The organism is Mycobacterium sp. NGS56 (genome assembly GCF_059812425.1).
In genome coordinates this window covers 298,737-321,841 of the sequence record NZ_JCALCQ010000004.1, presented here as the reverse complement: position 1 = coordinate 321,841, position 23,105 = coordinate 298,737, and the positions used below count along the sequence as shown (strand labels likewise).

Genomic DNA, 23,105 nt, shown 5'->3' with positions numbered 1-23,105 from the left:
GCGGCGAACTATTCGTATGCCGGGTAGGTGTTCTGCCGCAACACCGTGGCCAGGTGTACGGCGTTGCGGACCGCATTGCCGGTAGCGGATGCCACGGCTTCCGGCACGTCGTCCAGGTCGGTGTAGTCCGTGCCCTGCATGGCCTCGCCGTTCCAATAGGTGCATCCTTGCGCGGCGATCGAGAACCCGATGTCGTTGAGCGCCTGAAACAGGTCGGCGACGATCTTGTGCGCCCCGTCCTCGTTTCCGACGACCGCGGCCAGGGCCACCTTGCCCACCATCCGCGGCCTTCCCGCGTCGTCGGTGTCGGACAGCTCGGCATCGAGGCGCTCCAGGACGCGCTGCGCCACGCTGGACATGTGACCGACCCAGGTGGGCGTCGACACAATGACGATGTCGGCCGCCTTGATTGACCGGCCACTCATCACCCGGCCCCATGTCGGCTTCGACCCCCGGCAGCAGGGTCAGGTCGACGCACCGCACCTTCTCACCCTCGACGCCCGCGCTTCGCAGCTGATCGAGCAACTGGTCGGCGAGTAGTTCACTGCTGGACGGCGCCGGGCTTTTCTTCAATGAGCAGACCAGGGCGATGGCGCGCAGGGATTGCGTTGCGGCTGAGGACATGCCGGCCACATACCCTGACACGGCGACGCCAAACGGCCCGGGTCGTCCGATCGGCCCTACCGCCGCGTGCGGTGCAGACCGCAGTCGCCACACAACGAGCCCCCGGGCAGACGGTAAAAAAGGCAGCAGCTGCGACGCCTGAAGGCCGGCTGCGGACCGCGCAGGACACCGGATCCGGCCATCACGCCGGTGTCCAGCAGCGACCGGATCGTCCGCACAATCGCCGGCCGCAGGTCGGGCCGCGCCGAAAGCAGGGCCTGCCCGGCTCCGACCAGCGCCGAGGCGATGTTGCCCGCGAGCAGGGCGGGTGCCAGCTTGACCGGGAGCCCGCGGGCGAGCGGGCGCATGTGTTCGGTCACCACGATGCGATACAGCGCCTCGACCGCGGGAGAGGTGACGGGTTTTCCGACGGGTCGGGGCAGCCGCAGCTCTGCGCCACCGTCGGCGCGTTGCAGGTTTTCGAGGTCGGGCAGTACGCCGTGGGCGATCGCGCACGCGAGCACCGGTGACCACAGCCTGGCGGCGTGGCCGAGGTGAACGAGCGAGGCGCCGATCCGCAGGTCGTCGCTGCGGTAGCGCTGGACGGTGGCATCGATCAGGTCCGCGCAGCCGTCGGCGTAGGACCGCGCGACCGGATGCCATCCCGCCGCGTCACCACCCACGGTTAGCGCGAAAAAGCCACCGTAGGAGGCGATTTCGGCTAACTCGGTGGAGATGTCCATCGTTTCGCGACCCTCTTGGGAAATCCGGCCCCCGGTTGTCGTGAGCCGCGTCATGAGGGAGGCGCCGACGGCCGCACCGCTTTCCTCAGGCGTGCCGCTCGACGTCTTTCGGTAGCCGATGCTGCCACATCGGTGGCGCACGCGGCGTGTCGAACTTGAATCGAACACCTGTTCGGCTACTGTGGTGATCGTTCGCCAGCCAACTTGTCGGTGCCCTTCTCTAGTGTCACCGCCAACCGACCGATACCGGTCAGACGAACACCGACCATAGGAGAGGACCATGGCGCAAGCCCCCGACCGCGAGAAGGCTCTCGAACTGGCGATGGCCCAGATCGAAAAGAGCTACGGCAAAGGCTCAGTGATGCGTCTCGGCGACGAGACACGTCAGCCGATCTCGATCATCCCGACCGGATCCATCGCACTGGACGTGGCCTTAGGCATCGGCGGGCTGCCCCGCGGCCGGGTCGTGGAGATCTACGGCCCGGAATCCTCGGGTAAGACCACCGTCGCCCTGCACGCGGTGGCCAACGCCCAGGCCGCCGGCGGCGTCGCCGCCTTCATCGACGCCGAGCACGCCCTGGATCCGGAGTACGCCAAGAAGCTCGGCGTGGACACCGATTCCCTGCTGGTCAGCCAGCCCGACACGGGGGAGCAGGCCCTCGAGATCGCCGACATGCTGATCCGCTCCGGCGCGCTCGACATCCTGGTCATCGACTCGGTGGCCGCGTTGGTGCCACGCGCCGAGCTCGAAGGCGAGATGGGCGACAGCCACGTCGGACTGCAGGCCCGGCTGATGAGCCAGGCCCTGCGGAAAATGACTGGCGCGCTGAACAATTCGGGCACCACCGCGATCTTCATCAACCAGCTGCGCGAGAAGATCGGCGTGATGTTCGGCAGCCCCGAAACCACCACGGGTGGAAAGGCTTTGAAGTTCTACGCGTCGGTGCGCATGGACGTGCGCCGGATCGAGACGCTCAAGGACGGCACCAACGCGGTCGGCAACCGCACCAGGGTCAAGATCGTCAAGAACAAGGTGGCGCCGCCCTTCAAGCAGGCCGAGTTCGACATCCTCTACGGCCAGGGGATCAGCCGGGAGGGTTCGCTGATCGACATGGGCGTGGAGCAGGGTTTCATCCGCAAGTCCGGTTCCTGGTTCACCTACGAGGGTGAGCAGCTCGGCCAGGGCAAGGAGAACGCCCGCACCTTCTTGATGGAAAACGACGAAGTCGCCAACGAGATCGAGAAGAAGATCAAGGAAAAGCTCGGCATTGGCGCGGTCGTGACCGATGACGACGTCCTGCCCGCCCCCGTCGATTTCTGAGCCCTCCCGCGAAGAGCAGGCGCGGGCGCTGTGCCTGCGCCTGCTCACCGCGAGAGCGCGCACCCGGGCCGAGCTCCATGGCCAGCTGGCCAAACGCGGCTATCCCGACGACGTCAGTGAGCGGGTGCTCGACCGGTTGACCTGCGTCGGGTTGGTCGACGACGCCGACTTCGCCCAGCAGTGGGTGCAGTCGCGCCGATCGAACGCCGGGAAAAGCAAGCGCGCTTTGGCCGCCGAGCTGCGCAGCAAGGGCGTCGACAACGACGTGATCACCTCGGCGCTGGCCGGGCTCGACGCCGGCGCCGAACGGGATCGGGCGGAGCAATTGGTCCGGTCCAAGCTGCGCCGGGAGACGCTGGACGGCGACGATGCGCGGGTGGCTCGCAGGCTGGTGGGAATGCTGGCGCGCCGTGGTTACAGCCAGAACTCGGCGGGCGAGGTCGTTTTTGCCGAGTTGGCCGCCGAGCGGGAGCGCCGCCGGGTCTAGGCCCTTGACGTGCGGTTTCCCGTGCACCGACCCGTCGCCGTACCATGGCCCCGTGACTTCGATGGTGGCGCAGGCCGGCCGGACCGCGGATGCGGCGACCCACGCCGCCTCGCCGCGCACCTACCAAGTCCGCACCTACGGCTGCCAGATGAACGTCCACGACTCGGAGCGGTTGGCGGGCCTGCTGGAAGCGGCCGGATATCGGCGCGCGGCCGAGGGCGTCGACGCCGATGTCGTGGTGTTCAACACCTGCGCGGTACGGGAGAACGCCGACAACAAGCTTTACGGCAACCTCAGCCATCTGGCTCCGCGAAAGCGCGGCAATCCCACGATGCAGATCGCCGTCGGCGGCTGCCTGGCCCAAAAAGACCGGGATGCGTTGCTGCGCAAGGCGCCCTGGGTCGACGTCATCTTCGGCACCCACAACATCGGGTCGCTGCCAACGCTGCTGGAGCGCGCCCGGCACAACAAGGTCGCCCAGGTGGAAATCGCCGAGGCGCTGCAGGAGTTCCCGTCGTCGCTGCCGAGCGCGCGCGAATCCGCCTACGCTGCTTGGGTTTCCATCTCGGTCGGATGCAACAACAGCTGCACCTTCTGCATCGTCCCGTCGCTGCGGGGCAAAGAGGTTGACCGCAGCCCGCACGACGTCCTGGCCGAGGTTCGGTCGCTGGTCGACGACGGCGTACTCGAGGTCACGCTGCTGGGACAGAACGTCAACGCCTACGGGGTGTCCTTCGCAGACCCGGCCTTACCCCGCGACCGCGGCGCCTTCGCCGGCCTGCTGCGGGCCTGCGGCGACATCGACGGGCTGGAGCGGGTGCGGTTCACCTCGCCCCATCCGGCCGAATTCACCGACGACGTCATCGAGGCGATGGCGCAGACGCCGAATGTCTGCCCCGCCCTGCACATGCCACTGCAGTCCGGATCCGACCGGGTGCTGCGCGCGATGCGACGGTCCTACCGCGCCGAGCGCTACCTCGGCATCATCGACCGCGTTCGGGCCGCCATGCCGCACGCCGCCATCAGCACCGACCTGATCGTGGGATTTCCCGGAGAGACCGAAGAGGACTTCGCCGCCACGCTCGACGTGGTGCGCCAGGCTCGGTTCTCGGCGGCCTTCACCTTCCAGTACTCCAAGCGGCCCGGCACCCCGGCCGCCGACCTCGACGGGCAGATACCGAAAGCCGTCGTGCAGGAACGGTACGAGCGCCTGATCGAACTGCAGGAGGCGATCTCGCTGGAGGGTAACCAGGCCCTGATCGGACAGACCGTCGAACTGCTGGTCGCCACGGGCGAAGGCCGCAAGGACAGCCGCACCGCGAGGATGACCGGGCGGGCCCGCGACGGCCGATTGGTGCACTTCGCCGTCGACACGCCCGACGACACCACGGTACGGCCCGGTGACGTCATCACCACGGTGGTCACCGAGGCCGCGCCGCACCACCTGATCGCCGACGCGGGCATCGTCACGCATCGCCGCACCCGAGCGGGTGATGCTCATGCCGCCGGGCAGCGCCCGCGCGGCATCGGTCTTGGCATGCCCGCCGTCGGGCCGCCCGTCGGCCCGCCCGAACCCCTTGGATGTGCACTGTGAAAAAAGAGATGAACAACGACGACATGCAGCTCGGCGCCTTGCGGACCGAGATCGAGGCCGCCGAGCGCCGGGTGGCGCGCGGAATCGACCCCGGGCCACGGGCCTTCTTCGTGTCGATCCTGGTGTTCGTGCTGCTGGCGTCGTTCATCCTGCCGCACACCGGCGACGTCCGCGGCTGGGATGTGCTGTTCGGCAGCCACCACGCCGGCGCGGCCGCTGTGGCCCTGCCTTCGCGGGTGTTCGCCTGGCTGGCACTGGTGTTCGGTGTGGGCTTCTCGATGCTGGCGCTCGTGACGCGGCGCTGGGCACTGGCCTGGGTCGCGTTGGCGGGCACCGCCATTGCGGGCGCCGCGGGCATGCTGGCGATCTGGTCGCGTCAGACCGTTTCCGCCGGGCACCCGGGTCCGGGCTGGGGCCTGATCGTCGCCTGGCTCACCGTGCTCGTGCTCATCTACCACTGGGCCCGCGTGGTCTGGTCGCGCACCATCGTGCAACTCGCCGCCGAGCAGCAGCGCCGCCGCGTCGCGGCGGCGCACCAGTCGATCACCCTGCTGGATGGTCTGGACAACCCGGCGGCGCCCGCAGCCCCGGAAACCCGGGACGATCCCGGCACTGCGGGATCTGACCGCCGCTAGGGCTTGCGGGTCAGGGCCTCGACGGCCGCCTGGGCCCACTGTCGCCACTGCTCGGCGTTGGCTTTGGCCTCTTCGGCTTCCTTGGTTCGCCCCGCCGCCGCTGCCTTCTGAGCCTGCTGCTCGTATTGTTCGGCGCGGGCCTGGAATTGCTCGGCCCGGGCCTGCGCCTGCGGGTCTGACCAACCGGCGTCGCCGGCGTCGCGCACCTTCTTCTCGACCGCGCGCAGCCGCCGCTCCAACTCGGCGGACCGCTCGCGTGGGACCTTGCCGATTGCGTCCCACTTCTCGGTGATCGTGCGCAGCGCCGCGCGGGCTGCGTCGTGGTTGCTGGTGTCCAGCGTCTCCGCCTCGGCCAGCAGCGCCTCTTTGGCGGTCGCATTGGCGCGGAACTCCGCGTCCTTTTCCGCCGTCACAGCGTTGCGCGCGGTGAAGAACACGTCCTGAGCGGCCTTGAAACGACGCCACAGGGCGTCGTCGACCTCCCGGCTGGCCCGCCCGGCCGCCTTCCACTCGGTGAGCAGCTTGCGGAATTCGGCGCTGGTGGCGGTCCAGTCGGTCGAGTCGGACAGCGCTTCAGCCCGCTCGCACAGGCGTTCCTTGGCCTGGCGTATCCCCGAGCGCTCCCGGTCCAGTTCGGCGAAATGCGATCCGCGCCGCCTGTTGAAAGCCTCCCTGGCCGCGGAGTAGCGCTTCCACAACGCGTCGTCGACCTTGCGGTCCACTCCGCTGATCGTCTTCCACTCGTCGAGGATCGCGCGGAACCGGTCACCCGCCGCCTTCCATTGCGTCGCGTTGGCGGCCAAGTCCTCGGCCTCCGCGGCCAGCGCCTCCTTGCGGGCGGTCTGGGTGGCCCGATGCTCCTCGCGCCGCGAGCGGTCCGCGGCGATGGCCGACTCGGCATGTTCGACGATGGTGGCCAACCGGGCCGCCAGCGCGTCGATATCGCCGAGCACTGCAGCCGTCGGCAACGTCTCGGTCAACTCGGCCGCATGAGCCCGGATCTTGCGCGCGTCACCGGACCCGGAGGCCAGGCGCTCCTCCATCAGGGTGACCTCGGTGGCCAGGTCATCGAAGCGGCGGCCAAAATGGGCGAACGCCGCCTCCCGATCGCCGGCCTGCCAGGAGCCGACGACGCGCTCGCCGGCGGAGCTGACCAGCCATACCGTGCCGTCGTCGTCCACGCGCCCGAACTGGTGGGGATTGCTGGGCGGCGGCATCACCAGCGGGTGAGCGGTGGTGGGCCGCGCTGCCGGCCGGGGACCGGGACGGGGTCCCGGGCGCGGCGCGGGCCGAGCTGAATCGTCGCGAGGCTGGTCAGCCGTCATGCGCTCGTCACTACCCTTTCAACCGTTCCGCGCGGTCCATGTCCCGCGCGCCTGCCGCGCGTAGCGGCACCGTTTTCTGCGTCTGCCGGGTGCCCGTGGCCGGGTTCTCCCAATAGGTGCTTCAACAGTATTCAAGCAGCTTGCTCTGGTACGCGCCGCCACCTTGCCATTCCCGACCGGCCCGACGGCGGCGCGGCCACTTCGCCGGGTCCGCGCCGGCAGAGGGCCGTCCTGCTATCGCGTCGCGGCGTCGCAGTTTGTCGGACGCTGGTGAGTCGTCTTCGGTCTTTGGGGCATCGCACAGGAGCAAGCCGCTTCCGGCGAAACGCGGACGACTCGCCGACGATCAAGCCGATGTTTGTGACGCTTATCCCATTGCGCAGAGTGAGCCAAGCCCAAACGGCTGGCAGCGAAGGAGCTAGCGGGCGCACACAGCTACCTGTGTAGGTCTCTTAGAGTAATCCCACGAGTTACATAGATTGCTGAAGTAATAGTTGAACGGTTACCCGCGGCGCAACCAGCCAGGTGCTGAACGTCATAACTTTGTAGTTGAACTGAACGCGAATTGTGCGTGTATTTGCTTGCGCCACGGGGAAAGCTGGGTCGGACGGGTGTAAGCGGAGGGATCGATCATGTCAAAAGTTGATGTCGCGGCGTTACTTGCGTTGTGCGCGGCGCTGGCATCGGCGGTTGGCGACGTGATTCGTCAGCGTTCCGCGCACGAGATCACCGACAAGCCGGTCGGCCACCTGGAACTATTCCGCATGTCGCTGCGGGACACCCGGTGGTGGCTGGGCGGACTGGCCGCGATCACCAACTACAGCCTGCAGGCAGCCGCCCTGGCATGGGGTTCGGTCGTCATGGTGACCGCCCTGCAGGTGACGGCCCTGCTGTTCGCGCTGCCCATCTACGCGCGGCTCGTCAACCGCCGGGTGACGCCAAGGGAATGGACGTGGGCGCTCACCCTGGCCGCCGCATTGGCCGTCGTCATCACCGTCGGCGACCCAGCCGCCGGTCACCAGCGCGCGCCGCTGCAAGCCTGGATCATCGTCGCCATGGTTATGGTGCCGCTGCTGGTGGCCTGCGTGGTGGCCGCGCGACTGCGGGCCGGCAGCCCATTCTCGGCCGTGCTGCTAGCGGTGGTGGCGGGTTCGTCGTTGGCGCTGTTCGCGGTGCTGACCAAGGGCATCGTCGAGATCTCCGAGAACGGCCCGCTGGGCGTGCTGACATCGCCCGAATTCGTGCCCTGGCTGTTGGTGGCTCTGGCCGGGATGATCTTTCAGCAATCGGCTTTCCGCGCCGGCGCGCTGACCGCGTCGTTGCCGACGATGACGGTGGCCAAGCCGGTGGTCGCCGGCCTGCTCGGGGTGCTGGTGTTGGGCGAGACGCTGAACGCCAGCGGCCCCGAGGCCTTCCTACTGGTCGCGGCGGTGGCGGTGGTCTTCATCGCCACCATCGCACTGGCCCGCGGCGAGGCCGCCACCATCGACCGGGCCGATCGGGGGTCCGGTGGTGCCCCGCGAGAAATACCGGCCCGGACGGTGACCGAAGACGACGACTTCGGCCCACCCAGCGATCGTCTGATGGTGGCGGACGCCTTCCGTCATTGAGGTCCGGCGCTCGGACGGCCCGGCCAGCGTGAACTGATGCCCGGCCGCCAGCGCGGTCACGTTAGTTTGGTGGCGTGCTGAGCGCGATTGCGATCGTCCCGTCGGCGCCGGTCCTCGTCCCCGATCTCGCCGGAACGGCCACCGCCGAGGTGGCCGACCTGACCGCGGCGACGCTTGCTGCGGCCGCCCTGCTGCCCGACCGCTGGGTAGCAATAGGGACGGGGCCCGACGACCGGGTACTGAGTCCGGACCTGGTGGGCACCTTCGCAGGTTTCGGCGTGGACGTGCGCGTCCGGCTTTCCGCGCGAAGCGACGAGGCGGTCCCGCCGGTCGAGTTTCCGGTCTGTGCGCTGATAGCCGGGTGGGTGCGCGGCCAGGCGCAGCCGGACGCCAGCGCGCAGGTCCGGATTTACCGCACCGATCGCGAATCCGACGCAGCGCTGAGTCTCGGCAGACATCTACGCGCCGAGATCGATCGGGTGGCCCAGCCGGTCGGGGTGCTGGTGGTCGCCGATGGCGCCAACACGCTCACACCGGCGGCCCCTGGCGGATACCACCCCGAGTACGCCGACGCGCAAGAGGCCCTGGACGACGCGCTCGCCCTCGGCGATATCGCCGCGCTGCGCCGCCTGCCACCCCAGATCCTGGGGCGGGTCGCGTTTCAGGTGCTCGCCGGGCTGGCCGAGCCCGGACCGCGATCAGCCAAGGAGTTCTACCGCGGGGCGCCCTACGGGGTGGGCTACTTCGCCGGCGCCTGGCAGCTGTGACGGCCGCCGTGCGCCCCCTGGCCATCATCGGCCCAACCGGCACCGGCAAGTCGCAGTTGGCCCTCGACCTTGCAGAACGGGTCGAGCGGCTCGGCGTGGACGCCGAGGTCGTCAACGCCGACGCGATGCAGCTCTATCGCGGCATGGACATCGGCACCGCCAAGCTGCCCATCGACGCCCGCCGCGGCATCCCACATCACCAGCTCGATGTCCTCGACGTCACCGAAACCGCGACGGTCGCCCGCTATCAGGCTGCCGCCGCCGACGACGTCGAAGCGATCGCGGGCCGGGGCGCACTGCCGATCATCGTCGGTGGCTCCATGCTCTACATCCAGTCGCTCCTCGACGACTGGTCGTTTCCCGCCACCGACCCCGCGGTGCGCGCGCGCTGGGAGCAGCGGCTCGCCGAGATCGGGGTGGGCGAGCTGCACGCCGAGCTGGCCCGGCGCGATCCCGCCGCGGCCGCGTGGATCCTGCCCACCGATGCCCGCCGCACCGTGCGGGCCCTGGAAGTCGTCGAGCTGACCGGCCAGCCGTTCGCCGCCTCCGCACCGCAGATCGGCGCCCCCAGGTGGGACGCCGCAATCGTCGGGCTGGACTGCGACACAACACTTCTGGATGAGCGGCTGGCCCGGCGCACCGATGCCATGTTCGACGGGGGGCTGGTCGGCGAAATGATCGCGCTGCTGGACAAAGGCTTGCGCGACGGGGTCACCGCCTCGCGCGCGCTGGGCTACGCCCAGGTGCTGACGGCGCTGGATGCAAGCGGTCCGGCGGGCCCCAGCGCAGATCAACTGCGGGACGCGCGCGAGCAGACCTTCGTCGGCACCCGACGCTACGTCCGGCGCCAACGGTCGTGGTTTCGTCGGGATCACCGCGTGCAGTGGCTCGATGCCGGCGCGGAGGGCGGCGCACTCGTCGACGCCGCCATGCGGGCGTGGCGCCACGTATCCTGAGCAGGTGATCTTCGCGAAGGGCCACGGTACCCAGAACGACTTCGTGGTGCTGCCGGACCCGCAGGCGGAGCTGAGCCTGACCGAGTCGCGGGTGGCCGCGCTCTGCGACCGGCGCCGCGGCCTGGGCGCCGACGGGGTGCTGCGCATCACCACCGCCGGTGCGGCGCTGTCGGCCGGCGTGCTCGACCGGGTGCCCGACGGAGTGGGGGTCGGGGATTGGTACATGGACTATCGCAACGCCGACGGCTCCGTCGCCCAGATGTGCGGCAACGGCGTGCGAGTCTTCGCGCACTACCTGCGCGCCTGCGGCATGGAATCTCGCGACGAATTCGTGGTCGGGTCGCTGGCCGGCCCGAGGCCGGTCGCGGTGCATCGGGCCGATGCGACCACCGCCGACATTAGCGTCGACATGGGCAAGGCCAATGCCTTGGGCCCCGGCGAAGCGGTCGTAAGCGGCCGGCGGTTCGCGGGCCTGGCAGTGGATGTGGGCAATCCGCACCTGGCCTGCGTGGACCCACAACTGACCGCCGAGGCGCTGGCGGCACTGGACGTTGCCGCGCCGGTGAGCTTCGATCCGGCCCAATTCCCCGATGGGGTGAATGTCGAGATCCTCACCGCACCAGTCGATGGGGCGGTGCACATGCGCGTGCATGAGCGGGGAGTGGGCGAAACCCGCTCGTGCGGCACCGGAACGGTCGCCGCCGCGGTCGCCGCACTGGCCGGTGCCGGTGTGGCCACCGGCACCCTGACCGTTAGGGTGCCCGGCGGTGAGGTCGTCGTGACCATCACCGACGCCACCAGCTTCCTGCGAGGACCGTCCATACTGGTAGCCGAGGGAGAAATCAGCGAGGAATGGTGGGGCGAACAGCAGCGTTAATCAGATGCGCGACACCGTTTTCGCGTGCATCATCTCTTATTGCCTATGACAGAACCTGAATTTCATGACCGCGCTTCGGCAATCCCGGAGCCCAGCACGGGCGAACTCGCCCTCGAAGACCGGTCGGCGCTGCGCCGCGTGGCCGGCCTGTCCACCGAACTCACCGACGTCTCCGAAGTCGAGTACCGCCAGCTCCGGCTCGAGCGGGTCGTCCTGGTGGGCGTGTGGACCGACGGCAGCGCCGCCGACAGCGAGGCCAGCATGGCCGAACTCGCGGCCCTGGCCGAAACCGCCGGCTCCGAGGTGCTCGAGGGATTGATCCAGCGCCGCGACAAACCGGACCCGTCGACCTACATCGGTTCGGGCAAGGCCGCCGAACTCCGCGAAGTAGTGCTGGCGACCGGCGCCGACACCGTCATCTGCGACGGTGAACTCTCCCCGGCGCAGCTGACCGCGCTGGAAAAGGCGGTGAAGGTCAAGGTCATCGACCGCACCGCGCTGATCCTCGACATCTTCGCCCAGCACGCCACCAGCCGAGAGGGCAAGGCGCAGGTCTCGCTGGCCCAGATGGAATACATGCTGCCGCGGCTGCGTGGCTGGGGTGAGTCGATGTCGCGCCAGGCTGGTGGCCGTGCCGGCGGCAGCGGGGGAGGCGTGGGCCTGCGCGGTCCCGGTGAAACCAAGATCGAGACCGACCGGCGGCGGATCCGCGAGCGCATGGCCAGGCTGCGCCGCGAGATCAAGGACATGAAACAGGTCCGCGACACCCAGCGCAGCCGGCGGGTGCGCAGCGACCTGCCCGCCATCGCCATCGTCGGCTACACAAACGCCGGCAAGTCGAGCCTGCTCAACGCGCTGACCGGGGCCGGGGTGCTGGTACAGGACGCGTTATTCGCCACCCTGGAACCCACCACCCGACGAGCCGAGTTCGATGACGGCCGGCCGTTCGTGCTCACCGACACCGTCGGGTTCGTCCGGCACCTGCCCACCCAACTGGTCGAAGCCTTTCGCTCCACGTTGGAAGAGGTCGTCGACGCCGATCTGCTGGTGCACGTCGTCGACGGCTCCGACGTCAACCCGCTCGCGCAGATCAACGCGGTCCGCCAGGTTGTCTCCGAAGTCGTGGCCGACTATGGGGCCGACCACGACGGCGACGCGCCGCAGGAGCTGGTGGTGGTGAACAAGGTTGACGCCGCAAGCGATTTGACGCTGGCCAAGCTTCGCCATGCCCTGCCGGGCGCCATGTTCGTGTCCGCGCGCACCGGCGACGGAATCGACGCCCTGCGCCGCCGGATCGCCGAACTCGCCGTCCCCGCCGACACCGCCGTCGACGTGGTGATCCCGTATCACCGCGGCGACCTGGTGGCCCGGCTGCACGCCGATGGGCGCGTACAGCGGGAGGAGCACAACGCCGAGGGCACCCGCATCAGGGCCCGGGTTCCGCTCGCGCTGGCCGGCCGGCTGCGCGAGTTCTCCGCGCACTGAACGCGCATTCCCCCAGTTGAGCCGCGCGGAGCAGTGCTGCCCGACGCACCCGAGCCGACAATAGGTCAGCCCGCCGGCTGCCTACCAACCGTCTGGTTGGTATATGTTGGGCTGCAGTAACCCCAGTCGCCGGAGGTCTTTTATGAGCAGCGCCATCAAATACCAGCGCACTCTTTTCGAGTCAGAGCACGACCTGTTTCGTGAGTCCTACCGGGGCTTTCTCGAGCGTCACGTCGCGCCCTACCACGACGAGTGGGAGAAGGAGAAGATTGTCGACCGGGGTGTGTGGCTCGAGGCCGGCAAGCAAGGCTTCCTCGGCATGGCAGTGCCGGAAGAGTACGGCGGCGGCGGCAACCCCGACTTTCGGTACAACGCGATCATCACCGAGGAGACCACCGCCGGCCGGTACAGCGGCATCGGTTTCGGCCTGCATAACGACATCGTGGCGCCGTACCTGTTGGCGCTGGCCACCGAGGAGCAGAAGCAGCGCTGGTTGCCGAAATTCTGCACCGGAGAGCTGATCACGGCGATAGCGATGACCGAACCGGGAACCGGTAGCGACCTGCAGGGCATCAAGACCCGTGCGGTCAAGCAGGGCGACCACTACGTGCTCAACGGCTCAAAGACGTTCATCACCAACGGAATCAACTCCGATCTGGTGCTCGTGGTCGCGCAGACCGACCCGGAAAAGGGCTCTCAGGGTTTCTCGCTGCTCGCCGTCGAGCGGGGCATGGAAGGCTTTGAGCGCGGGCGCCACCTGGACAAGATCGGGCTCGACGCCCAGGACACGGCCGAGTTGTCGTTCACCGACGTCAAGGTGCCGGCCGAAAACCTGCTGGGCCAGGAGGGCATGGGATTCATCTATCTCATGCAGAACCTGCCGCAGGAACGCATCTCGATCGCCATCATGGCCGCCGCGGCCATGGAGCAGGTGCTCGAGCAGACCCTGCAATACACCAAGGAGCGCAAGGCTTTTGGTAAGCCGATCGGCAGCTTCCAGAACAGCCGCTTCGTGCTCGCCGAGCTGGCGACGGAGGCTACCGTGGTCCGCATGATGGTCGACGAGTTCGTCCGCCTGCACCTGGACCACAAGCTGACCGCCGAGCAGGCCGCCATGGCCAAGTGGTACTGCACCGAAAAGCAGGTGCATCTGATCGACCGCTGTCTGCAACTGCACGGTGGTTATGGCTACATGCGTGAATACCCTGTGGCCCGTGCCTATCTGGATGCCCGGGTGCAAACGATCTACGGTGGCACGACCGAGATCATGAAGGAAATCATCGGCCGCAGCCTCGGCGTCTAGCCTTTCGTTTTGCTGGATAGCAGACGCGCGATTCGGATAGGCGCGACGCTGTCGGCGCAGGGGCCTCCGGCACTGGCGGGACGCGATGGACATTCGTTCGTTGACTCGCACGTCGCTATTGCCGACGAACCGACCAATGCGTGCAATGGTCGGTTGTGCCGGGGTAGAGCGTGAATGCGCCGATGGCTCACGTACCGTCGGCCCATGGATTTCGGATATACCGACCGCGTGAGCACGCGTAGTCAGGCCCGCTATCGCGCCGTCCGCTCATGCGCGCCGCGCAGCCGCGGCCGGCGCAATTCTGCTGCGCGAGTCGGCAGTCCGGCCTCGTTATTCGATTTTGCCTTCCCGCCGCGTTGCCGTGCGGTATCCGCAACACCGCACGAACGGTGCCACGGCGGATCGCGATCGAGCCATGGGTCGGCATCATTTCGACATCGGTGTGGTATCCGTTTTTGTAAAATTCGTGATTTGACTTCGCATTTCTTGGCGGTTGGAGCAAAGTTATGCGAGCCCGACGATAAGGCTGGTTGTGCGCGGGTCCATTTCCGGCGCAAGTACCGCCCGCTCGCCGGTTATGCAGGCAAGGGCATAGCCGCAGGATGGGCCATGTCCGCCGGCTGGGAGGCTTGGTGAAGTGCAGAGAGGCCATATGCGCAAGCTGATCGGAAGCGCGCTGGTCAGCCTGACGACGACGGCATTGGCCGCGGTATTGCTGGCGCCCACCGCGATAGCGAGTCCGATAGGCGACGCCGAGGCCGCGATCATGGCCGCATGGGATAAGGCCGGCGGCGACACCTCGCCACTGGGCGCCCGTAGGGGCGACGTGTACCCGGTCGCTGATGGTTTCGCTCTGGACTTCGACGGCGGCAAGATGTTCTTCACCCCGGCCACCGGAGCCAAATTCGCCTACGGGCCCGTCCTGGACAAGTACGAGTCGCTGGGTGGACCGGCCGGCAGCGATCTGGGCTTCCCGGCCATCGACGAGGTTCCAGGCCTCTCCGGTCCGGACAGCCGGGTGATCACCTTCTCAGCCAGCGACAAGCCGGTGATTTTCTGGACGCCCGAACACGGCGCGCACGTGGTGCGTGGCGCACTCAACACCGCTTGGGACAAGCTGGGCAGCTCGGGCGGGGTTCTCGGCGTACCGGTCGGCGACGAGACCTACAGCGGCGAGGTGTCCTCCCAGAAATTCAGCGGCGGCCAGGTCTCGTGGAACCGGCAGACGAAGCAGTTCACCACCGAACCGCCGGCACTGGCCGACCAGCTCAAGGGCCTACAGGTAGCGATCGATCCGACCGCCGCGATCAACACCGCCTGGCGCGCGGCCGGGGGACCCACGGGGCCGTTGGGCGCCAAGCAGGGCGGGCAATATCGGGTCGGCGGGGACGGGATCGCCCAGAACTTCGCCGGCGGCAAGGTGTTCTTCACCCCAGCGACCGGCGCGAACGCCCTCGAAAGCGACATACTGGCCAAGTACGAGTCACTGGGCGGACCGGTCGGCAGCGACCTGGGCTTCCCGACCACCAACGAAACCGACGGCGGCATAGGGCCTTCCAGCCGTATCGCCACCTTCTCCGCGGCCGACAAGCCGGTCATCTTCTGGACTTCCGACCACGGCGCCTTCGTCGTACGCGGGGCGATGAAGACTGCGTGGGACAAGCTGCGCGCTCCGGCCGGAAAACTCGGTGCCCCCGTCGCCGACCAAGCCGTCAACGGCGATGTCATCTCCCAGCAGTTCACCGGCGGCAAGATTTCGTGGAACCGGGCAAAGAACACGTTCAGCACGGAGCCGGCCAACTTGGCGAAGCTGCTGTCCGGCCTGCAGGTGTCGGGTCAGGACCAGCCGAGCAACTCGGCTATGCCGCCGCACGCGAAGAAGTCCACCTGGCACTGGTGGTGGCTGGTTGCCGCCCTTCCGGTGGTGGCGCTGATCGTGCTGCTGGCGTGGGTGCTGTTCGTATGGCGGCGCCGCCGGCCCGACCACGAGGACGCCGCGGCCTACGCGCCCGGCCACGAGGGGTACTTCGGCTACGACGCCGACGAGCGCTGGGGACACGACGATTCCGACGTCACCGCCGACTCGTTTGGACAAGCCGCGCCGCGCCAGCCCGAACCGGAGCCGGAGGCCGGGCCGGTCGGCTGGCAACGTCAAGTTGCCGTCGGAGGCGACCACGGGTTCGACGAGGAAGACCCCGACGCGGTCGACACCGACTCGATCCCGGTCGTCTCCGAGGAGATGCTGCCGGAGGCCGCCTATCCCGATGCCGGGGACGACTACACCGACTACACCGACGCCGTTCCGGATGTCGCCGAGCCCGAGACGGCGGACGACGCCGCCTATCTCGACGCCGAGGATCCCGATGCCGGTTATGTGGAGGAGACGTATCCGGAAGACGAGTACCCAGACGTCCTTCCCTCCACCCCAGCGGACGACGATGCCGTGGCCAGCGCCCTGGAAACCGCTGAGCCAGAAGACGAATACCTCGACCTCCCGGAACCGGACGTCGAGCCCGCACCGGATGCCGCGGCCGACGCCGCGGTAGGAGCCGCCGTGGTCGCCGAGGCGGGCGTAAAGACTCCGTCACGAAGCGGTCGGCACGCCGCCGAGGACGCCTCGGAGAACGGTATGGCGGGACCGGACGGGCGACCCACCATCCACCTGCCGCTCGATGACCCGTACCAGGCGCCCGACGGATATCCCGTCAAGGCGAGCGCGCGTTACGGCTTGTATTACATGCCGGACAGCGACCTGTATCAGGACACGCTCGCCGAAATTTGGTTGTCCAGCGAAGAAGTCGCGCAGGCGAACGGCTTCACCAGGGCCGACTGACTGGGTCCGCTCCCGCGTCAGACCTTGCGAATAACCGTGACGACCTTGCCCAGCACGCTCGCGTCGTTGCCCGGGATGGGATCGAACGCCGGGTTGTGCGGCATCAGCCACACCTGACCGCCGGCGCGTTTGAAGGTCTTGACCGTGGCCTCACCGTCGAGCAGCGCCGCGACGATGTCGCCGTTGTCGGCGACGTTCTGCTGACGCACCACCACCCAGTCGCCGTCACAGATCGCGGCATCGACCATCGAGTCACCGACGACCTTGAGCAGGAAAAGCGTGCCTTCACCGACCAATTCGCGCGGCAGGGGAAAGACGTCTTCGACGGCCTCTTCGGCGAGGATGGGCCCGCCGGCCGCGATGCGCCCGAGCACCGGGACGAACGTGGGTTCGGGCAGGGCGTCCGAGCCGGCCACCTCCGTGGCGGGCACGGCCACGTCGTCGTCGGCGCCGCGGACATCGACGGCGCGCGGGCGGTTGGGGTCGCGGCGCAGGTATCCCTTGCGCTCCAGGGTCCGCAGCTGGTGCGCCACCGATGACGTCGACGTCAGACCGACGGCGTCGCCGATCTCCCGGATGCTGGGCGGGTAGCCGCGGCTGGTGACCGAGGCGCGAATGACATTCAGAATGGTTCGCTGCCGTTCGGTCAGCGAGGGATCCACGGAGTGCAGCCGGGCCTGGGGACCGGCCGATGAAACGTCGTTGATGTCGCCCATGCACTGAATGTAGCCGCAGCGCGAGCAAGAATCAAACATGTGTTCGAGTAGCGTGTCGCCGCTCGGTTCAGCTCGCTTAAAAGGCCCGAGGCCGATGAATCACAAGTGTGTAACTCTTCGGGATATCGGGTATTTGTTGCCTCGTGACAGTGGTAGAGGCCGACGAACTTGTCGGTGGTGTGATCTAGCGTTTGCTCGTGCGACACGCTTCGCTCAAATGTTCGGTTTCGAACATACAGGCGATTAGGGTCGAACACACGAGCGAGAGTTAGTTGACCGGAGGAACGAAGATGACAGTCATCCACCCGCCTGCGCCGCATACCAGCAGTCTTCGGCGCCCGATCAATGGACCCGTCCAGGGTGCTCGCTACGGACGGGACGGGCTGGCCCGGACCCGCCGGCCCACGCCGACGCGGCCGACGAATGCGGCCACGCGCTACGGCGGCACCGGGGTGGCGATGTCCGTCGCTCGCCACGGCAGGCGCGCCACCACCTGGGCATCGACCATCGGGCTGGCGCTGGCCGCCGGGGCAATCACGCTGTGGCTGGGTCTCGTCGCCAATGTCGGGCAGGTCCTCAACGGCGACTCCACGAACTCTGCGGCCCACGTTCCCGACCGGCTCGCCATCGTCCGCGTCGATGCGGGCGAGTCGCTTCAAGACTTCGCGCATCGCGTGGCGCCCGACGCGCCGACCACCCAGGTCGCCGACCGCATCCGCGAACTCAACGATCTACACTCGTCGAACCTCATGGCGGGACAGACCCTGATCGCTCCGGTCGGCTGAGCAACGTTGTGAAAAAAGGGCTATGGGCTGCGGATCCGGGATGCCAATGCCGAGTTCGTACGGCCGGCGGCTTCATTAGCTGTGTAGTTCGACGCGCGGGTACGCTCAAAGTCCAGCGGTACCTTGTCGGCGCGATGAAGGAGCGGTCATGCACTGTCCGTTCTGCCGCCATCCCGATTCGCGGGTGATCGATTCGCGCGAGACCGACGAAGGGCAGGCCATCCGGCGCCGCCGATCCTGTCCCGAATGCGGGCGACGCTTCACCACCGTGGAGACCGCGGTGCTGGCGGTGGTCAAGCGCAGCGGCGTCACCGAACCGTTCAGCAGGGAGAAGGTCATCAGCGGCGTGCGCCGGGCGTGCCAGGGGCGCCAGGTCGACGACGATGCGCTGAACCTGCTGGCCCAGCAGGTCGAAGACACCGTGCGCGCCGCGGCCTCACCCGAGATACCCAGTCATGAAGTCGGCCTGGCCATTCTGGGTCCGTTGCGTGACCTGGACGAGGTGGCCTACCTACGATTCGCCTCCGTGTATCGGTCGTTTGAGTCCGCGGACGACTTCGAACGCGAGATTCAGGCGCTACGCGAACACCGCGGAGTAGCAGCCCCAGGCTGACGGGTCGGCGTCCTCGGATTGCCCGGCTCCTCAGCGGGCTAGGCTCGGCTTCATGCCTCCTGACTTGCATCCCGACCTTGCGGCGTTGGCCCCGCTCCTTGGGACCTGGTCCGGCCAGGGTGCGGGCAAGTACCCCACCATCCCGCCCTTCGACTATCTCGAAGAAGTCGTGTTCGGCCATGTCGGTAAGCCGTTTCTCACCTACGGGCAGAAAACCAAGGCCGTCGCCGACGGCAAGCCGTTGCACGCCGAAACCGGTTTTCTTCGCGTGCCACAGCCGGGTCATCTCGAAATAGTTCTGGCGCATCCCAGCGGTATCACCGAGATCGAGGTCGGCACCTACTCGGTGAGCGGTGACCGCATCGAAATGCAGATGTCGACCACGGCGGTCGGTTTGACACCCAGCGCTAAAGAGGTGACCGCGCTTGGCCGTTCGTTCCGCATCGACGGTGACGAGCTCTCCTACACGGTGCAGATGAGTGCGGTCGGGCAACCGCTGCAGGACCACCTCACCGCCGTGCTGCACCGGCAGCGCTGAGCACGCAGGCGTCAGTCAAGTTGTCTCACACCGTCGTTGACGACCCGGCCGGTCACCCGGACCCAGCCCTCGGCGCTCCAGGTCGTGTCGATGACGGAGCCCTTGCCCTGGGTAATCCGCAGGCTCTGACTCAGGTAGTCGGTGATCCGCATCGCCGCCGAGCCGGTCGCCTCGTCCTCGACCACACCGAGGTTGGCCGCGAACATGCGCGCCCGCAGCGAGCCTGCCGCCCGGTCGGTCCAGGCCCACAGGTAATGCGCGGTGTCATCGGGATAGTCGGCCGGGTCGGCGGCGAGAACCTCGCCGGCCGAAGTGAATTCGTGCAGCGCGATGTCGGGCGCCCATTCCGCGCGAGCGTTGATGCTGGCGCGGTCGTCGTCGTAACCGACCGGCACGATCCCGGCCCGCACCCGCAGCGTGTTGATCGGCGAACCGATCTCGCGCAGCCACCACGTCGCGCCGACGGTCGGGTGGCCGGCGAACGGCAGTTCGGTTCGCGGGGTGTATATGGTGGCGTGCGCCGTGGTGGAGCCGGGGGCCGGGAGGTCGACGAAAACGGTCTCGCTGTAGCCCAATTGGGTTGCCAGCCGCTGCCGGTGCGCGGGCTCGACCTGGCCGGCGTCCACCACGCCTAGGGGATTACCGAAGTCGCCGTCCGAATCGGTGAACACCCGCAACACCGTCACGCCGATTCCCATGGGCCGACTGTACGGCGCCGCATCGGCCCACATCGATCGAGGTGATCAGGTGGCGCTGCGTTCGTCGGAACCGATGGCGTTCAGCACGGCGACGCGAGTGGGCGCGGGACCCGAGACGGCCTGCTCGCCACCGCCGGTGCGAAGCAGTTCGCGAAGACTGGCCTGGTCGTATTCGGCGGGGTCGGTGGAATCGATGAAGCGCTCGACGACATCGATGAAGCGGGCCGGGTCATCGTGGAAGGGGAAGTGGCCGGAGCCTTCGAAGATTTCGAGACGCGAGCCCGGCATCGCGGCATGCGCCATCCACGCATGCCGAACCGGAACCACCACATCCTTGGTGCCCCAAACGATCTGCACCGGGATGGCTTCGGTCAAATAACATCGGTCGAGCATGGTGACGATTTGACCGCGCCAATCCACCACGGCGCGCAGCGTCCGGCTGAACGCCGCGGACGCCGTCGGCTCGGGCAGGTCGTCGAGGATGCGCAGCACGTTGGGTAGATCGCGGCCCAGCCCGCTGCTGCCCAGCGCCATGCCCAGGACACGTCCCATGATCTGAACCGCCGGCAGCACCAGGGGCAACCGCAGCAGGGCGATCGCCTCACTGCCCATCGGCAGCGAGGCCCAGCGTAAGACGAAGTTGACGTCCTTGGTCACGCCGCCGGCGCCCACCAGGATCAGCCGTTCCACCAAATGCGGGAATTGGTAGGCGAATTGCATAGCCACACCGCCACCCAACGAGTGACCGATGATTGTGACCCTCTCGATGTCGAGCACGCTGAGCAGGTCACGCATCCCATTTGCGTACGCGGCCACCGAGTAGTCGGCGCGCGGCTTATCGGATTGCCCGTGGCCGAGCAGATCGGGGGCGATCACTGTGAACCGCTGGGCGAGCTTGGCCTGCACGGTATTCCACGTCGTGGAGTTGTCGCCGATGCCGTGGATCAGCAGAATCGCCGGTCCGGAACCGGCGATACGGTAGGCCCGGCGGTAACCGTGAATGGTGCGGTACTCGAGCTTGGGTGCGGTGACTTCACGCACCGGGCGGAGCGTGGCATTGCGCTTCCGCTCGGTCATATCGCCAACCTTGGTGTCGGGCCGGGCTAAGGGCGGTCTGGCTAGGGCGTCACGATGAATGGGTCAGGACTTGTCGTCGTCGTCGTACTTCTTCTCCGCCTGCTGGGCCAGAAATCGCTCGAACTCTGCGCCTAGCTCATCGCCGCTAGGCAGATCCTCGTCGCGAGTCAGTAACGATCTGTTCTCCTGAGCGTCGATGAAGGCATCGTACTGGCGCTCCAGCGCGGCCACCACTTGAGCGACCTCGGTGCTCGCTTCCACCTGCTCGTCGATCTTGGCCCGAATCACCTCGGCCGCTTCGGTTAACGCGGTCAGCGGAAGTTCTAGCGACGCGGTCTTGGCGACCTGCTCGAGTAACGCTTGCGCGGCGGCCGGGTAATCGGTCTGCGTGAGGTAGTGGGGGACGTGCACCGTGAAGCCCACGACCTCGTGCCCGTGCTGACCCATCCGGTATTCCAGCAGGTTGGAGGCACTGCCCGGCACCTGGATCTCGGCAATCCACGGCTGGAAGTTGGCGATCAACTCCGGGTTGTTCGAGTGTGCGGTCATGGTGGTCGGCCTGGTGTGCGGGACCGCCATCGGGACCGTTCCCAAGCCGATGGTCTGGCGCACGCCGAGGCGCTCGGCCAGCAGCCGCACCGCGGTGATGAAGCGCTCCCACTTGAGATCCGGTTCCATGCCGGCCAGCAACAGGAACGGTGTGCCGATCGTGTCGCGCATCGCGTACAGGCTCAGCTCGGGATCCTCGTAGTGGGTGAAGTGATCGGTCTTGAACGTCATCAGTGGCCGCCGCGAACGGTAGTCCAGCAATTCGTCGATCGCAAAGGATGCGACCAGCTCTGTGTCGAGCACCGCCTTGAGGTGCGCGGCCGCCAGCTTGATGGCATGGCCGGCGTCGGAAAAGCCCTCCAGGGCGTGCACCAGCACGGGGCCGCGGCCGTCGGACGTCGACAACTGCGGCGCCGGCAACTCGAGCTCGTACATGCCAGCCTGCCCTTGCTGGTACTGATCGTCTGGGTCCTGATGGTGAGCCATCTTCAATCGCCTCCTCTCGAGGGTCTCTTCAGGGTGCCCTACCAAGTGTCCCCCGAATCGGGCGGCACCAACATCTATCAGCGAACTTCGCATTCACGCTGTTAGCTGGAACGGGATAATTCTCACTCGTAATCCGCAAACGAGACCTCACGCGGGCCGCCCCCGACCCCCATACGCCGGCAACCCACGTGACGCACCACGATGTGCGCAAGTCGGCCTGCAGTGCATTGGTCAGGCATGATGAAGGCGATGCGCATTCGGATCCTGATGCTCTGCACGGTGGTGGGGGTGGCGATGTCGCTGACGTCGTGTCACCGTCCGGTCGATCACGTTTCGGGTGCGCCGGTGTCCCCTCCGCGCGTCGGCGGCCCGGTGCAGCGGCTCAGCCAGCCCGAGCAAAAGGCCGTCGCTGGTCCGGTCGAGCCGGATCGTCGCATCGGGGCAATTTTCATCGACGGCGGCCCGCTACACGTGTGCACCGGTTCGGTGGTGCATTCGCCGGGAGGCAACCTGATCATGACCGCCGCGCACTGCCTGGCCGGTGCTTCGCTGATCACCTTTGTTCCCGGTTTCGCCGGGGATGCCGCACCCGGCCCCGCCGATGTGTGGAAGGCCGACGCGGTCTACCTCGACCCACGCTGGACGGCCAGTAAAGATCCGCGCGCCGACTATGCGATTGCGCGGGTCAGCAATGACGCCCGCGCTCCCGTCGAGTCCAAGGCCGGCCTGGCGCTGACACTAGGTGTGACGCCGCCGCCGGGCAGCCGCGTCACCGTGCTGGGCTATCCGGCCGGGGTGGGCGGCTCGCCCATCGGGTGTCAGGCCAGCACGTCAGTCACCGACACCGGGTTTCCGGCCTTGGCCTGTGAGGGGCTGGTGGACGGCACCAGCGGTGCGCCCTGGGTCAGCGGCACCACACTGATCGGGGTGATCGGCGGCCTCGAGCGAGGCGGCTGCGCCGCCAACATGTCGTACTCGGCGCCGTTCGACGCGCAAACCGGCCAGCTACTGGCCCGCGCCGAGGCCGGCGGGCCCGGCGATCCGGTCCCGAACGACCTTCAAGACACCTGTTAGTGGTGATCGCCAGCGCGGCGGAGCCGGGCG

21 protein-coding genes and 1 pseudogene are annotated in these 23,105 nt (G+C 67.6%); 15 read left to right on the top strand and 7 right to left on the bottom strand.

Annotation, left to right across the window (positions count from 1 at the left end):
• Positions 1-8: 8 nt before the first annotated feature.
• Together AC5Y4F_RS14475 and AC5Y4F_RS14470 are read right to left on the bottom strand one after the other, a co-directional pair.
• Positions 9-624 (bottom strand): annotated as a pseudogene (locus AC5Y4F_RS14475) (flavodoxin family protein).
• Positions 625-680: 56 nt separating this feature from the next.
• Complete coding sequence (locus AC5Y4F_RS14470) at positions 681-1,346, bottom strand: (2Fe-2S)-binding protein (RefSeq protein WP_499997431.1); 666 nt, start codon at positions 1,344-1,346, stop codon at positions 681-683.
• Between the two features lie 280 nt (positions 1,347-1,626).
• Between AC5Y4F_RS14470 and recA the strand changes: the two genes are divergently transcribed.
• The 4 genes from recA (at position 1,627) to AC5Y4F_RS14450 (ending at position 5,383) form a co-directional block, all read left to right on the top strand.
• Entirely contained in the window at positions 1,627-2,667 is a 1,041-nt protein-coding gene (gene recA / locus AC5Y4F_RS14465) for a recombinase RecA (RefSeq protein ID WP_067351039.1), read from the top strand.
• Complete coding sequence (gene recX / locus AC5Y4F_RS14460; protein WP_067935863.1) at positions 2,633-3,154, top strand: recombination regulator RecX; 522 nt, start codon at positions 2,633-2,635, stop codon at positions 3,152-3,154. The genes recA and recX overlap by 35 nt, the downstream gene beginning before the upstream one ends.
• Positions 3,155-3,215: 61 nt before the next feature.
• Positions 3,216-4,748 (top strand): tRNA (N6-isopentenyl adenosine(37)-C2)-methylthiotransferase MiaB, encoded by a 1,533-nt coding sequence (gene miaB, locus AC5Y4F_RS14455; protein WP_197520597.1) that lies wholly within the window; start codon positions 3,216-3,218, stop codon positions 4,746-4,748.
• A gap of 8 nt (positions 4,749-4,756) precedes the next feature.
• Positions 4,757-5,383: an Rv2732c family membrane protein gene (locus tag AC5Y4F_RS14450; RefSeq protein WP_369829710.1), complete on the top strand. Its 627-nt coding sequence runs from the start codon at positions 4,757-4,759 to the stop codon at positions 5,381-5,383.
• Here the strand turns inward: AC5Y4F_RS14450 and AC5Y4F_RS14445 are convergent.
• A complete protein-coding gene (locus AC5Y4F_RS14445) occupies positions 5,380-6,708 on the bottom strand; it encodes a DUF349 domain-containing protein (protein WP_499997430.1) in 1,329 nt (442 codons plus the stop codon). The genes AC5Y4F_RS14450 and AC5Y4F_RS14445 overlap by 4 nt on opposite strands.
• A gap of 632 nt (positions 6,709-7,340) precedes the next feature.
• On the opposite strand from AC5Y4F_RS14445, the gene AC5Y4F_RS14440 reads away from it, so the two are divergent.
• From AC5Y4F_RS14440 to AC5Y4F_RS14410, 7 genes are all read left to right on the top strand, one after another.
• On the top strand, positions 7,341-8,318 hold the full coding sequence (locus tag AC5Y4F_RS14440; RefSeq protein ID WP_067935852.1) for a DMT family transporter: 978 nt from the start codon (positions 7,341-7,343) through the stop codon (positions 8,316-8,318).
• Between the two features lie 74 nt (positions 8,319-8,392).
• On the top strand, positions 8,393-9,085 hold the full coding sequence (locus tag AC5Y4F_RS14435; RefSeq protein WP_067935851.1) for a class III extradiol ring-cleavage dioxygenase family protein: 693 nt from the start codon (positions 8,393-8,395) through the stop codon (positions 9,083-9,085).
• 8 nt (positions 9,086-9,093) lie between these two features.
• Entirely contained in the window at positions 9,094-10,041 is a 948-nt protein-coding gene (miaA, locus tag AC5Y4F_RS14430; RefSeq protein WP_499997460.1) for a tRNA (adenosine(37)-N6)-dimethylallyltransferase MiaA, read from the top strand.
• Between the two features lie 4 nt (positions 10,042-10,045).
• Entirely contained in the window at positions 10,046-10,918 is an 873-nt protein-coding gene (gene dapF, locus AC5Y4F_RS14425; protein ID WP_067936215.1) for a diaminopimelate epimerase, read from the top strand.
• A 45-nt stretch (positions 10,919-10,963) separates the two neighbouring features.
• Entirely contained in the window at positions 10,964-12,403 is a 1,440-nt protein-coding gene (gene hflX, locus AC5Y4F_RS14420) for a GTPase HflX (RefSeq protein WP_067935849.1), read from the top strand.
• 142 nt (positions 12,404-12,545) lie between these two features.
• On the top strand, positions 12,546-13,706 hold the full coding sequence (locus AC5Y4F_RS14415; RefSeq protein WP_067935847.1) for an acyl-CoA dehydrogenase family protein: 1,161 nt from the start codon (positions 12,546-12,548) through the stop codon (positions 13,704-13,706).
• 652 nt (positions 13,707-14,358) lie between these two features.
• Complete coding sequence (locus AC5Y4F_RS14410; RefSeq protein ID WP_067935844.1) at positions 14,359-16,539, top strand: sunset domain-containing protein; 2,181 nt, start codon at positions 14,359-14,361, stop codon at positions 16,537-16,539.
• A 17-nt stretch (positions 16,540-16,556) separates the two neighbouring features.
• On the opposite strand, the gene lexA is transcribed toward AC5Y4F_RS14410, so the two are convergent.
• A complete protein-coding gene (gene lexA, locus AC5Y4F_RS14405; RefSeq protein WP_067935841.1) occupies positions 16,557-17,255 on the bottom strand; it encodes a transcriptional repressor LexA in 699 nt (232 codons plus the stop codon).
• Positions 17,256-17,545: 290 nt separating this feature from the next.
• Here lexA and AC5Y4F_RS14400 point away from each other — a divergent pair, with 290 nt between their 5' ends.
• From AC5Y4F_RS14400 to AC5Y4F_RS14390, 3 genes are all read left to right on the top strand, one after another.
• A complete protein-coding gene (locus AC5Y4F_RS14400; protein WP_067935838.1) occupies positions 17,546-18,040 on the top strand; it encodes a LysM peptidoglycan-binding domain-containing protein in 495 nt (164 codons plus the stop codon).
• Between the two features lie 148 nt (positions 18,041-18,188).
• Complete coding sequence (gene nrdR / locus AC5Y4F_RS14395) at positions 18,189-18,653, top strand: transcriptional regulator NrdR (RefSeq protein ID WP_067935835.1); 465 nt, start codon at positions 18,189-18,191, stop codon at positions 18,651-18,653.
• 52 nt (positions 18,654-18,705) lie between these two features.
• On the top strand, positions 18,706-19,191 hold the full coding sequence (locus AC5Y4F_RS14390) for a peroxynitrite isomerase (RefSeq protein ID WP_067935830.1): 486 nt from the start codon (positions 18,706-18,708) through the stop codon (positions 19,189-19,191).
• 11 nt (positions 19,192-19,202) lie between these two features.
• Here the strand turns inward: AC5Y4F_RS14390 and AC5Y4F_RS14385 are convergent, their stop codons facing one another.
• The 3 genes from AC5Y4F_RS14385 to AC5Y4F_RS14375 form a co-directional block, all read right to left on the bottom strand.
• Complete coding sequence (locus AC5Y4F_RS14385; RefSeq protein WP_067935824.1) at positions 19,203-19,889, bottom strand: PhzF family phenazine biosynthesis protein; 687 nt, start codon at positions 19,887-19,889, stop codon at positions 19,203-19,205.
• A 45-nt stretch (positions 19,890-19,934) separates the two neighbouring features.
• Positions 19,935-20,966 carry an alpha/beta fold hydrolase gene (locus AC5Y4F_RS14380; protein WP_067935821.1) on the bottom strand — a complete coding sequence of 344 codons (1,032 nt, stop codon included), beginning with the start codon at positions 20,964-20,966 and terminating at the stop codon, positions 19,935-19,937.
• A 63-nt stretch (positions 20,967-21,029) separates the two neighbouring features.
• On the bottom strand, positions 21,030-22,001 hold the full coding sequence (locus AC5Y4F_RS14375; RefSeq protein ID WP_067935818.1) for a proteasome assembly chaperone family protein: 972 nt from the start codon (positions 21,999-22,001) through the stop codon (positions 21,030-21,032).
• Between the two features lie 237 nt (positions 22,002-22,238).
• Between AC5Y4F_RS14375 and AC5Y4F_RS14370 the strand changes: the two genes are divergently transcribed.
• On the top strand, positions 22,239-23,075 hold the full coding sequence (locus AC5Y4F_RS14370) for a trypsin-like serine peptidase (protein ID WP_067935815.1): 837 nt from the start codon (positions 22,239-22,241) through the stop codon (positions 23,073-23,075).
• Positions 23,076-23,105 lie beyond the last annotated feature (30 nt).